7 protein-coding genes are annotated in these 13,329 nt (G+C 69.0%); 3 read left to right on the top strand and 4 right to left on the bottom strand.

Annotation, left to right across the window (positions count from 1 at the left end):
* Positions 1–377 precede the first annotated feature (377 nt).
* Positions 378–1,385, top strand: a complete 1,008-nt coding sequence (locus ACFZDL_RS05645; RefSeq protein ID WP_353592090.1) for a helix-turn-helix domain-containing protein — start codon at positions 378–380, stop codon at positions 1,383–1,385.
* On the opposite strand, the gene ACFZDL_RS05650 is transcribed toward ACFZDL_RS05645, so the two are convergent.
* Positions 1,318–3,267, bottom strand: a complete 1,950-nt coding sequence (locus tag ACFZDL_RS05650) for an ABC transporter ATP-binding protein (protein ID WP_353592091.1) — start codon at positions 3,265–3,267, stop codon at positions 1,318–1,320. The genes ACFZDL_RS05645 and ACFZDL_RS05650 overlap by 68 nt on opposite strands.
* A 565-nt stretch (positions 3,268–3,832) precedes the next feature.
* Between ACFZDL_RS05650 and ACFZDL_RS05655 the strand changes: the two genes are divergently transcribed.
* Together ACFZDL_RS05655 and ACFZDL_RS05660 are read left to right on the top strand one after the other, a co-directional pair.
* Positions 3,833–7,015: a lantibiotic dehydratase gene (locus ACFZDL_RS05655; protein ID WP_353592092.1), complete on the top strand. Its 3,183-nt coding sequence runs from the start codon at positions 3,833–3,835 to the stop codon at positions 7,013–7,015.
* Complete coding sequence (locus ACFZDL_RS05660) at positions 7,012–8,376, top strand: lanthionine synthetase C family protein (RefSeq protein ID WP_353592093.1); 1,365 nt, start codon at positions 7,012–7,014, stop codon at positions 8,374–8,376. The genes ACFZDL_RS05655 and ACFZDL_RS05660 overlap by 4 nt, the downstream gene beginning before the upstream one ends.
* A 77-nt stretch (positions 8,377–8,453) precedes the next feature.
* Here ACFZDL_RS05660 and ACFZDL_RS05665 read toward each other — a convergent pair whose 3' ends face one another.
* From ACFZDL_RS05665 to ACFZDL_RS05675, 3 genes are all read right to left on the bottom strand, one after another.
* Positions 8,454–11,246: a hypothetical protein gene (locus tag ACFZDL_RS05665; RefSeq protein ID WP_353592094.1), complete on the bottom strand. Its 2,793-nt coding sequence runs from the start codon at positions 11,244–11,246 to the stop codon at positions 8,454–8,456.
* Positions 11,247–11,320: 74 nt separating this feature from the next.
* Complete coding sequence (locus ACFZDL_RS05670) at positions 11,321–12,892, bottom strand: cytosine permease (protein WP_353592095.1); 1,572 nt, start codon at positions 12,890–12,892, stop codon at positions 11,321–11,323.
* A gap of 219 nt (positions 12,893–13,111) precedes the next feature.
* Positions 13,112–13,303, bottom strand: a complete 192-nt coding sequence (locus ACFZDL_RS05675) for a hypothetical protein (protein WP_353592096.1) — start codon at positions 13,301–13,303, stop codon at positions 13,112–13,114.
* Positions 13,304–13,329: the final 26 nt, after the last annotated feature.

A 13,329-nucleotide genomic window follows, 5' to 3' on the forward strand; every position in this document is an offset into this window, starting at 1 on the left:
GGTCAGACAAGACGGATCCTGACCGAGACCAGCGCCTTTCTGTTGGATGGCGCCCCGGGCGGCGGGAGGACTGTCTTGGCGCCCACTGCTAAGTGTCTGGCATGTAGTGCTATTTCCTGCATCAACAGCACTCGGGAAGGATCTGGTCGAGCCCGAGGCTTGTTCTCTCTTGTACCGGATTTCCATAGCTTCATCTCTCAAGCGGCATACATGCCAGAGCCTCGGCACAGAAACGGAAGGACACGTCTCATGAGGACTCGGCAGAACGTCCGCGGCGGGAGCGGCGGACGGGATACCGCGTACGCGCGGCTGGGGTCCGAGGCTGTCGTGACGTTGGCACCGGAGAGCACATCGACCACTTATCTGGAGGAAAAGCCTTGGCTCTGCGGATTCATTTCGACTCCGACGACCTGGCCAACATACGGTTTTCGAACCGTCCGGACCCACTCTGGGAAATTCTGCTCAGCCTGCACTTATTACAGTCGGACGAGGGTGAGCACCTGTACGGGCGCTGGCGGCAGACCGTAAAGAAGAACCTGACCAAGACGGATCGGCAGCTGCTCGAGCTGGCACCGCCCCAGGGGTATTCGCCCGACTTCCTGACGCCGGCCGAGTCACGTCACGGAGTGCGGGCCGGAATTCAGGCGATCATTCGCACTCCTGCCACTCTGCTGCACCGTGATCTCGATGAACTCGCCGCGGAACGGAAACTCCCCGGCTGGATCGACAGGCTGCGTACGCGCACACCCGACCGAAATTTGATCGGGTCTCTCGGGGACGCCTTATTGCGCTATTTCCAGCACGCCGTCGCCCCGGTGTGGTCGCCCATCACTCGCGCCGTGTTCGAGGACCATGAGTCCCGGACCCGTCGTATTGTGCTGACCGGACTTGCGGAAGGAATCAGTGACCTTCACCCCGCGATCCGGTGGAAGCCACGCGAGCTGGTGGTCGAAGACTACTCCGTCGAAGCCGACCGCCATCTCCAGGGCCGGGGGCTCCGTATCGTGCCGTCGTACTTCTGCCATCAACACCCCATGGCTCTGCGCAGCCCAGGCCTCCATCCCATACTTGTCTATCCCGCCGCGCACTCGCCGGGCGGGGACCAGCAGGGCGAGCATTCCCCGCGCGCCCTCGAGGATCTCGTTGGGCCGACCCGTGCGAACGTGCTCAGAGAAATCTCGCACAGTGCGTGCTCGACGTCCGTTTTGGCGTCCCGGATGGGACTGGCGCCGTCAAGCGCGAGCGAACACACGCGAACCCTCAGGGCCGCCGGGCTCATCGTCACGCGCCGGGTCGGGCGGAATGTCGTGCACAGCGTCACCGCCCTGGGTTCGCAGCTCGTCGGCCGCTCGTCGCCGAGAACTGCGTTGAAGGCGTCAACGTAGCCGTGGGGCCGGGGCCGGGGCCGGGGTTCGCGAACTGTGCCGCCTGCAGGCGGTACATGTGCGCATAGGTGCCGTTCGCGCGCATCAGTTCGTCGTGGTGCCCGTGCTCGACGATTTCGCCTCGGTCGAAGACGTAGATGCGGTCCACGCGTGAGAGGGAGGCGAGCCGGTGGGTCACCAGGACGACCATGCGTCCCTGGCCGGCCAGATCCATCGTGTGGTCGAACATGTCGATCTCGGTCTGCGGGTCCAGTGCGGACGTCGGCTCGTCGAGGATCATCAGGGACGCGTCCCGGTACCAGGCGCGCGCCAGGCCGATGCGCTGCCACTGCCCGCCGGAGAGGTTGGTGCCGCCCCAGAGTTCCTTGGCAAGGAGGGAATCCCAGCCGTCCTCAAGGCCATCGACCACGTGATCCGCCCCGGTGGCGGCGGCCGCGCTGCGCCTGCGCCCCTCGTCGAGGGGGATCTGCGACCGGCCGACGGTGACATTCGCGGAGGCGGTGAACGGCCACTCGACGGGTTTCTGCGCGACCAGCGCGAGGTGGTCCCGCAGTGTGTCCCGGTCCAGTTCGTCCGTGCGGACGCCGTCCCATTCGACCGTGCCGCCGCTCGGCAGGTACAGGCCGGTGATCAGCTTGACCAGGGTGGACTTTCCCGAGCCGTTGGCGCCGACCAGGGCGACCACTTCGCCGCGGCGGATCGTGAAATCGATGTCGTTGAGGACGAGTGCGTCGGAATTCGGATAGCGGAAGGACAGCGCCTTCGCCGAAATGGTGGCGGGCGCGGAGGCCACCGTCCGCGGCCCCCCGCCGTCGGCCAGTTCCTCACTCCGCGCACATACTTCTTCCCAGTCCGCGACGTAAAGGGCGTCCTCGAACAGGGCTTGCCCCTGCACGAACAGCGAACTCACGCTCATGGTCGCGGCACGCACGGCAAGGGCCGCCGTAGCGGCGAAAGCGAGGGAGATCACGCCCTGTGCGGACAGGAGGACCAGGAGGCCGTAGGTCAGCATCATGGCGCCACCCGCCGTGGCGCTCGCCGTCATCCGGACCCTCGCCTCGCGGTACGCGAGGTCGATCTCCTCGGCCATCGATTCCCGGGACAGCCGGTCGTGCTGGCCGAGCAGGAACCGCTGGATGCGGTGTGCCCGCAACTCCTCCGCGGCTTCCCGGGTGGTGAGGAGCCTGGCCAGCATCTCCAGTTGACGCAGCAGCGGCTGCCTGCGACGCATCGAGGCATGCCACCTGCCGGCGATACTGACCGATGCCCACGCGCGGGGCAGCATGGGAAGGAACAGCAGCGGCAGCAGCCGTGGGTCCAGGACCACGAGGACGGACCCCGCCGTGAGGACGGAGACGAGGCCGGTGCAGATCGCGACGCCGCCGTCGATCACCCGCTTCACGGCGTCGGTGCCCCGGCGGCCCGCGGCGACAAGGTCGTTGACTTCCGGGTCCTCGATCGCGGCGAGCCGTGCGTGCGCGACCTTGTCGAGCAAGGTGCTCTGCGCCATGTGGGCCACCCGCGGCGCGAGCCGCCCGGAGGAGCGGGTGCTGACCGCTGTACACAGCCCGTTGCCCATGGAGGCGCCCACGATGACCCCCAGGGTGGGCAGGAGCGCGCCCATCCCGCCGCCGCGCGCCATCAGTCCACTGAACAGGTCGCGCACCGCGAGCAGATTGACGGCCATGAAGAAGCCGGACGCGAGCTGGCAGCCCACCACGGACGCCAGCGCGGTCCTGTCCGTGGACCAGCTCAACCGCAGCACCAGGGCCACGATGTGCGGCAGGCGCCGCACCATCGTCGCCTTGTTCGCGGGACGTGTCGTGAGCCGGTCCTCGTGAGCCGGCCGAATTCCAGTGCCGAACAGTTCGTCTTTGGCCACGACCGGCCGCCCATCTGTAGCCACCGCACCATCACCCGTCCATCTCAGGATTACCGAAGCCAACACTGGCAAGAATCCCTCAGCCAGAGCACGTGGCAGGAAGCCGACAGGCGGCCGGCCGTGATTCCTTCGCATCAAACAAAAGAGTGATTCACATGTTGATGCGACTGTGCACCACTACTCGCTCAGTGGATTCCGATTCACTCCGCGCAGCAGCGCGTGGCGAACGGGCAGGTGTCGGTGCAGGTACGCGGACACGTCGTGAACATCGTCCAGATGCTCATGGGGCTGTCTTCCCCTGTCGGGGCACTTGTCGTACGCAAATCGAGATCGAACTCACTCATCCCTGTTCCTTTCTCCTGTCGTACCAGTTGCGGGCTCCATGCCCTTGCTTTGCCTGCGCAACATAACCACTCCCGATCGACCGATTCCAACTTTTCGTCGACCGCCGAATGGTGGGCGGAAGCGTCGACCTGGCGGGTTCGAACCGTGTAGGCACTTGCTAGCGGAGGAGCGGCGGAAAGGTAATGCGGTGACGGATGAGGACATAACCAGGGGCCCTTTGGTGACTGCGGAGTTCGCAATGGCGCGGCTGGCCACTTTGCCGGTGCACCATCCGTTGCCCGTCGGTCCCGACGATCCGGGCGGCGACCAGGATTCCACGCTGGCGTTTCTCCGTGCGGTGGCGGCCGACCCGGTGCTCGCCGAGGCGATCGCGGTGTCCAGTCCCTCGCTGGCACGCACCTTGCGCGACGTGACGGAGTCCCGTCACGTCAAGCCGGCGAAGCTGCGGCGGGTCTGCTTCGCGACGATGCGCTATCTCTCCAGGGCGACGCACCGTGCCACCCCGTTCGGCTTGCTCGCGGGCGTAGCTCCCGTGGCGTTGGGCGACGCGCCCGAGGTCAGGGTGGGCGACCGGCACGTCAAGTTCGTGTACGCCGACTACGGGTGGCTCGCCGGGATGGCGCGTTCGCTGCGCACCGATCCCGTGGTGCTGCCGAACCTGACGCTGGTGGCCAACGAACTCGGCGAGGTCCGCGACGGGAGGTTCGTCCTCGCCCATCTGCCGGTCGACGACACGCACGTCAAACCTCACGATCTGGAACGGACGATCCGCCGGACCACGGCCACCGCCCTCGTCCTGGAGACGGCCCGCACCCCGGTCCGCCATCCGGACCTGGTCGCCGTACTGCGGTCGAAGTTCCCCGAGGTCGAGGACGCCGTCATCCACCGGGTGATCGCGCAGCTGGTGGACAACGAGTTCCTCCTCACCGACCTGCTGCCACCCGCGACCACGGTCGACTCCCTGCGCCACATCGTGGACCTTCTGCCGGACGGCCATCCCCGCAGGGGCGAACTGGTGGATCTCGACGAGCGAGTTCGCGCCTACTCCCGGACGTCCCTCGGCGGCGGCGAGTCCGCGTGGCGCGACGCGACCGCGAAGGCGCGTTCGCTGCGTCCCGCGGACAATCTCCTGCAGGTGGACCTGCGGATGGACGCCGACATCACGCTCCCCCGACAGCTCGGCGCCGAGCTGGAATCGGCGGTCTCCGCCGTGTGGCGGCTGCGGAACACCACCCTTGACGCGGCGGCGAAGCTGGACACCTACCGCATGGACATCGTCGAACGCTACGGAGCCGGCCGCCTCGTCCCGCTCCGTACATTGGTCGACTCCGTTACCGGCCTGGGGTTCCCCGACCACTACCACCAGCACCGTCACAACTCGAAGGAACTCAACGCGCGCGACCGGGCGCTTGTCGCCCTGGCCCAAGAGGCCGCGTTCGCGGGACTTCGCGAAGTCGTCCTCGACGACCCGCTGGTCGAACGGCTCGCCCAACAAACGGGGAAACCGGGGCCTTCGGAGAACACCGAGCTTTCCGTCGAGGTGCTCGCGGACACCGAAGAGGCCCTGCGCACCGGCGACTACCGCATGGTCCTGACGAACGGCGGCTTCGGCCCCGGCGGCATGTTCGGCCGCTTCCTCCCCACCCTCCCTGAGCTGACAGATCCTGTCTCACGCCGGATGCATGACGTGCTGATGGCGGCACCGGGGGGCGAGCGGGCGGTGCCGGCCCAGGTGTGCGTGCCTCCGGGCAATGCGCGTTCGTACAACGTCATGCGCGGTCCGCTGCTGAGCGACGCGGTGATATCGATCGGCGACGGGCCCGGCTCGCAGTGGACCGGCACGAGGGTGAGCGTTCTCGACGACCTGGCCATCGTGGCGTACCTCGACCGTCTGGAAGTGCACTGCACACGCACCGGCAAGGAACTCATACCGTTCGCGCCCCATGCGCTGAACCCGGATCTGCTGCCGCCGACGGCCCGGCTGCTGCTCGACATCGGTACGCAACAGGCACCGCCCATCATGCCCTGGAGCTGGGGTGCGGCCGGCGTGCTGCCCTATCTGCCGCGTGTTCGGCATGGCCGTGTGGTGTTCTCCAGCGCGCGCTGGACACCGGACGCCACGCTTGCCGACAGCGACCTGAGCTGGACGCGATGGCGCGAGCGATGGCTCGCGTGGCAAGGCCGCTGGAAGGTGCCCGACGTCCTTTACCTGACATTCGCCGACCAGCGTGTCCGTGTGGATGTTCGCCACGCATCCGACCTGCGGATGCTGCGCGCGGAGCTCGAGCGCAAGCCGAACACTCTTCTGTACGAGGAGCCCGCGGGTGGTGAGTTCGGCAGAGGGTGGTCCGGCGGATACGCCAACGAGATCGTCTTCGCGCTGCAGGCCGGGCCGCGGACGGAACAGGAGCACGGGCACGCGCACGGGCATGGGCATGGGCATGGGCATGAGCATCAGCACGGGCACGCCCACGGGCACGCGCACGGCCATGAGCATCAGCACGGGCACGCGCACGGGCATCAGCAGAAGACCGCTCGCCGAGTGCCCGCGGTCTCCGAGGTCCACCCGCCTGGCGGAGAGTGGCTCTACCTCCAACTCCTGTGTCCGAGCGCACTCCAGAACGAGATTCTCGCCGGGCACCTCCGCCAGTTCGTCAGCAGCGCCCGCGAGTTCTGCGACCGGTGGTTCTTTCTCCGTTACGCGGAGGAAGGCAGAGCGTCTCTGCGGATCAGGTTCCACGGCGAGCCCGACGATCTCAACGGGCGACTGCTCCCCCGGGCACACGCGTGGATATCGGAGCTCCGGGCGGCCCGATTGGCCGACGAACTGCTCATCGGCACCTATCGCCCGGAGATCGGCAGATACGGAGGGCCGGAAGCGATGGCCGCCGCGGAGCACGCGTTCGCGGCCGACTCCGAGCTGGCCCTGGACATCGCCTCTTTGCTGATACGGGGCGAGTTGGACCTGCCGCGAGATCTGCTTGCCGCCGCCAACCACCTCGACCTGATACGGACGCTCGCACCGGCCGATTGGAAGACGTGGCTGCTGGGGGCGTATCCGAAGAACAACCGGTACCACAAGGCCTTTCAGACGCACCGGCGTCGCGCGATGACGCTGCTCGACCCCAGCGACGACTGGAGGGCCCTCCGCGCGGTGCCCGGCGGCGAGCAGCTCCGGGACGCATGGCGACGACGAGCTCCCCGAGTCACGGCGTACGGACAGCTGATCCGCCGGATGACCGCCGAGGGGCGACTGGACTCGAACCGTACGGAATTCAGCTCGCTCCTGCACCTGTCCCACAACCGGCACACGGGAACGGAAGCGGACGCCGAGCACTCCTCCTACGCCGTCCTGCGCGGCTTCGCGCAGGCACAACTCGACAAGGCCCGGAATCTCTCATGACGACAACCGCCACCGGCACAGAGGCACTGCGGCAGGAAGCCGCAGCCACCGTAGACGCGATCGCCGACCGACTGAGCGATCCGGACCGCGTAGCCGCGATCGGCTCCGCCGTACCACATGGCGCCGAAGCCGCGTCCGAGCCCTATCCCGCATCCTGGTCTTCGCTGGGCCTGTCCGACAGCTACTCCGGCGTGGCACTGCTCTACGCCGAGCTGACGCACACCGGGGACGAACCGGACCGCACCTACCGGGCACTCGTGCACGACTATCTCTCCCGTGCGGTCAACGCCCCGGAGGGAGTCAGGGCGACCGGCCTCGGCCTGCACTACGACGCCCCGTCGCTCGCGTTCACCGCGACCTGCGCCGGGACGCGGACGGCTGACTTCAGCCGCCTCGGCCGCCAGCTCGACGACCTGACCGCACCCGGTGTCGAGCGAATGATCGCCCGAGTACGGTCGGCGCTGCACGACAGCGGCACCCTGCACACCTGGCGAGATCACGACATCATCACCGGCTTGACCGGGGTCGGCAGGTTGCTCCTTTTGCGATACGGCCGGCACGGGGGTTCCCGGGACGCGCTCGATGCCGTGCTCGGCCTCCTCACGACCGTCGCGACGGCCCCTGACGGTACGGTCGACGGAACGCCCATCACGCCCTGGTACGCCGCGGAGGACCAGATCGGGCGGTGGCCGAAGGAACCCGGTGTCGCCAACCTGGGCATCGCCCACGGCATCGCCGGGCCCTTGGCCCTGATGGCTTGCGCCCAGCGCGACGGCGTCAGCGTGCCCGGCATGGACGAAGCAGCGGACAGCGTCGCGCGGCTCTATTTCGAGCACCGCATGGTGGACGAGTACGGCCCGTTCTGGCCGGACGGGCTGTACGTCGAGAACGGATCGGTCGTGTCCTTTCCCCAGCGGCGACGGCGCGATGCGTGGTGCTACGGAGCGTTCGGCGTCGCGCGGGCGCTGCACATGGCGGGCAAGGCCTTCGCGCGACCGGACTGGGTCGACGAAGCCACCGCCGCCGCGCGCGGGGCGGTGCGCAGCGTCGAGGAGCGTTCCCTGGTCGCCGACTTCTCGCTGTGCCACGGGTGGGCCGGAATACTGCACATCGTGCGGTGCATGGCCGTCGACACCGACGACCCCGAGCTGGCCTCGGCCACCGGGCGGCTGGCCGCGCACGTGCTCGAGGGCTTCGACCCGGCGACCCCGTTCGGATACCAGGACAAGAGCATCGTCCCCGTCGAAGCGGACCGGCCGGGATTCCTGCAGGGCGCGGCGGGCATCGCACTCGCCCTCCACGGATTCGCCACGGACCGGCCCTCGGTGACGAGGTGGGAGGCTGCCCTGATGCTCGACTGAGGCCAGGTCCTGCACGGTCGGTTCGAGGAGCCGCCCGCAGCAGCACAGGGCTGCGGCGGCTCCGACCCGGACATGGATCAGCCTTCCGGGGTCGAGGACGAGCGGGGGCCGGGGTCGAAACCGTCCGGGGGCGCGCCGAGGTCCGACGTCGCGAGCTGGTGGCTCAGCAGCGGGGGCGCGAGCAGTCCGCACGGTTCGGGCTCGGCGCGGAGCCCGGTCCCGGCGTAGTAGCGGTTGGCCGCCGACGGCGCGACCCGGATGCGGAGTTCGTTCCCCCCGGGCCGCAGGGCGTCAGCGGGGATCGTGACGCGGTACGGCGCCCAGGCGCGCGCCCCCACACGCACGCCGTTCACGGACACGATCACAGCTCCGGCGACAGCAGGGAGCGTCAGCTTCAGGGGGGCCGGCGCGTCGAGCTCGATCCGCCGCACATAGTCGGCGGTGCCCGCGAACGCCGGAAGGCCCTGGCGCTCCCAGCCGCACGTCACCGCGATGGCGCGGCGGGTGCCCGCCTCCTCGTACGCGTCCTCGGCGACCTCGAGCAGCCAGCCGGACTCCATCGCCTCAGGCGCCGACCATTCCGGCGTGCCGTGACCGGCCGCGGCCTTGGAGCCTTCCGTGGTGTCCGCCCGGCCTGAAGCCGGTTCCGCGCCCCCGCACACACGCAACAGGCGCAATGCGTTCTGCTCCAGCCGCAGCACGACCGGGCCCTCGGCTGCTTCGAGGGTGCGCACGGTGCCGTCGGCGGCCTCCCACTCCTCGATGTGCCAGGGCCCGTCGGGCAGCAGGAGCTCCACCGTGCCCTCGGTCTCGGCGAAGCACGCGAAGCGGAAGCCGTCGGCCGCGTCCGGGCCGCCGCGCCAGCGCACCGCCGAGCCCGCGGGGACGCGCAGTGTCGGCTCGGTCTGCCCACGCCGCGCGGCGAGCCCGCGCAGGACCGCCTCCTCGGGGACCGTGGTGAACACCTCCACGGCCGGTGCGAGGCCTGCCCAGTCCTCGGCTGCGGTCTGCGGGCCTTCCTGGTAGACAGCGGGCGTCGCACCGCTCGCGAGCACCCGTACCCCCGATTCGGCCAGGCGGCGAAGCCGGCGCAGTGACGCGGCCGAGCGCAGCGTTGTCACGGCGGGAAGGACGAGCGCCCGGTACCGGTGGTCCCCGATCCGCACCGCGCCCTCCTCCAGGGCGGCGGTCTCGAGATCGCGTTCGTCCACGAGGTGGAAGCCCACCCGGGTCTCGGTGAGCGCGCGGGCCCACTCGCCCACCGCCGACGCCTGCTCGCCGAGCTGACCCGCGGTCCACACCGTGCGCAACGGGTACAGGACCGCCACGTCGCTCTGCGGTGACACCGGCTCGAGGAATTCGCTCAGCCGCGCGCTCTCAAGGGCGAATGGCAGGTGATGATCGGCGAACCACGGCTCGAAGTTGATGCCCGGGGGAAAGTCGAAGCGCGGATTCCGCAGCGACTCGTGATCGTCTCCATGGCCGTGGGTCTGGTAGAAGCCGTGGAAGACCATCTGCCGCATGCCCTGCAGATGGTGGTTGATCGCCGTTGTGCGCAGCTCCTGGAGGGTCAGCCCCCAGTGGCCGGACCACGGGGTTCCACCTTCGGGCGGGGTGAGCAAGTACTGCTCGACCATCGTCCCGCCGCGGCCGTGGTGGCGGGCGACCGAGTCGCCGAACACGGGGCTGAGCTGTACCAGGGCGTCCTGCGCGTCCACCGCGGTGAGGTCGCGGTAACCGTCCACGCCGAAGTGGTCGAGTCCGAAGTTCACGCGCAGGTCCCAGTTCGTGAACGCGGTGTCGAGCGCCCAGCCGCCGACGTGCCCGAGGACTTCATGGCCGGACTGACGCAGGCCGTGGGCGTGGCTCCAGGTGCGCAGCTTGCCGAGGAACGTCTCCATCGCGTAGCCGCTGAAGTGCTCGTAGAACTGGGCGCGAAGGCTCAGCCGCTCCGGCTCGTCCCCGTCGAGTACGGCGGCGAGCACCTGGGGGGTCCGCCCGCCCCAGCGCTCCCGGATCGAGACGGCCAGGCTCTCGTGGAACGGCATCGCCGAACGCAGGTCTCCTGTGCGCTCCGCCCAGTCGTAGTACACGGCGTGCGGCTGGTCGAAGAACATGTAGGCGACGGTGGTGCCGAAGAAGTCGCCCAGGGCGTCGGCGAAGGGCTGGTAGCCGGCCTCGATGAAGCGATCGACCGCGACCGGGTCGACGGGGTTCACCAGCCGGGAGGTCGCGCAGCGGGCGGAGACGAACACGATCGCCTCCGAGCCGTCGGGCACGGGGTCGGTGAGGCGGACACGACACCTGTCGGCGGTGCCGTCCACGCGGTCGACGAGTTCGGGCCGCTCGGCGGCCGCGCCCTGCTCCCCTGCCACGACGAGCGCGTACTCGATCCGCCAGTCGGCCCAGGCGACGACGCCGCCCTCGTAGTGCCAGTCCATCGCGGCGGGGCCGAGGTTCTCCGTCGCCGAGCGGATTCCGCTGAGCGAGCCGTCGCTCGCGCCCGCGGGGATCCGCACCCAGAACAGGTGCCGTTCGCGCAGTTCGTCGTGGCCGGTCACGGCCCGGCCCGCCGCATGACCGGTCTGCCAGTTGTAGTCGTCATAAATGCCGACGATCATGCCGAACTCGGCGGCCGTCTCGACGGCCGCACGGCACGCGGCGAGGTAGTCGTCGTCCAGGTAACCCCCGATCGGGTAGGACAGCCGCGCCTGCACCTGGAAGCTCCGGATCCCGGCGTCGTACATCTGCCGCACCTGGGCGCGGATCGTGTCCTTGTCGGGTAGCCGATGCCAGAACCAGTAGGTGGCGGGCGCATGCCACGGGTCCGGGGTCCGGAAGCGCTGCAGCGCGGTCTCATGTGCGGACAACGGGGTCAGCTCCTTGAGCGGTCAGCTCCTCGAGCAGCGGCGAGACCCGCGTGGGCCTCGCCGCCGGGGGTCGGTCAAGCTTCGGTGCGGTCGGCCGCGTGCCTGCCGGCCGCGTCGGGAGTCGGAACCTGGCGACCGCCCTTCCCGCGAGCGGCGTCTCCCGTGGTCACGAGCGAGTAGTCGGGCTTCGGGTCCAGCCGGAGTCCGAACGTGAGGATCGCGTAGAGCGTGGCGCCGAGCGCCAGGGCGATGACGATGCCGAGCCCGCTCGCCCCGAACACGCCGGTGCGGCCGCTCTCGGTGAGCAGGAATCCCGTGATCTCCCCGAAGTTCGGGTCGGAGCTCGTCACGAGGCCGAGACCGACGACGGTTCCGGTGACCAGACTCAGAATCGCCGTCCAGCGCCCGTCGCGGCCGCCGTAGCCCCGCGGGTTCGCCATGTCGGTGTTCCAGCCCATGCGACGCTGCCGGATGAAGTCGACGATCTGGACGCCGCCCATGGTGCCCATCATCACGGCGATGAGCGACAGGAACGACTGGAACGTCGCGAGGAACGAGGTGGAGATGAACAGCAGGTAGAAGGCGCCCGCCGCGATGATGACGGCGTTGATCGCGGTCGTCACGGAGCGGCGCAGCCGTACGCCGACCGCCATGAGGGCGAGGCCGGAACTGTACATGCCGGTGATGGCGGCCGAGACGAGCGAGATGACGATCACGATGGAGAAGGGAACGAAGAACCACATCGGCAGGAGCGCGGTGAGCGCCCCGATCGGGTCGGACGCCGTGGCGGCACCGAGCTTCGAATCCCCGCCGACGAGAAGCGCGCCGACGGCGAGAAGGATGACGACCGGCAGGCTGAGCCCGGCGACCGTCCAGCTGATCACGCCGCGCGCCGGGGTGTCGCGCGGGAGGTAACGGGCGAAGTCACCGCCGTAGTTGAGGAAGCCGAGCCCGACGAGGGTCATCGCCATGATGATGCCGCCGATGAACACCAGCGGTCCGCCCGCAGGGGTGTCGCCGAGGTGCGCCCACTCGATCTCAGGCACCATGAATCCGAGGAACGCGACCGTCATGATGCCGGTCACCCACGAGATCCAGACCTCGACTTTCATGATGAACTCATGGCCGAGGACGGAGACCGTCATTGTCACGGCGAGCACGAGCACGAACCACAGCACGATCGTGAACGTGGCGCTCGACCCGTCCGTGTCGGCGAACACCGACGGCCACAGCTTCGCGAACAGGTTCGCACCGGTGGTCGAGGCAAGGGTGACGATCGTCACCTTCCAGCCCATATTGGACAGGTAGGCGAAGAACGCGGGGATCCTGTTGCCCTTCATGCCGAACGCGAAGCGCGTCTGGGCGAGGGTCGGCAGTCCCGTGCGGGGCCCGCCGACCGCGAGGATCCCGACGAGGGCGGACGAGGCGAGGTAGCCGATGGTCCCGGCGACGATCGTCTGCCAGACGTTCAGACCGAGGCCGAAGACGAAGATGCCGTAACTGATGCCGAGGATCGAGATGTTCCAGGCGAACCACACCGCGAACAGGCCGCGCGGCCTCCCGCGCCGTTCGGCGTCGGGGACGGGATTGACGCCGTTCGATTCGACGGTCGTGCCTCTACGACCTTGCTGAGCCTCATTGCTCATGGAAGGGCGCCTTTCGATGTATGGCGATGCGGGGAGGAGCGGATGGTTGAAAGCTCGGGGAAGTCGTGGGTTCGCGTTCGAGGAGCGCGCCGACCGCGTCAGCGCGTCCACCGCGTCCGGGGGCGACCGCATCCGGGGGCGACGCGGCTCCGCGTGCGGCGTGCGCGGTGACGGCCATCGCGGTCGCGGCGGGCGCGCGTACGGCGGTGAGGCGGACCGCTAAGCGGTGGGGTGGGCCGCTAATCCGCCGATGAGAGGGGCAGCGAGCGCGCCGGGGAACGCGCCCGCGACGGCGAGGTCGGCAAGGGGGTGCCCGGCATCGTGGCCGAGGCCGAGGTTCACCGATTCGATGACAAGCCCCCGTCCGCCGCCCTCCGGGGCGTGCGGCGGGCGGTCACGCGGTACTCTCATCGTCGGGAAAACCATTTCCGAACCTA

The organism is Streptomyces sp. NPDC007917 (assembly GCF_042959105.1).
In the GTDB taxonomy this organism is placed as follows: Bacteria; Actinomycetota; Actinomycetes; order Streptomycetales; family Streptomycetaceae; genus Streptomyces.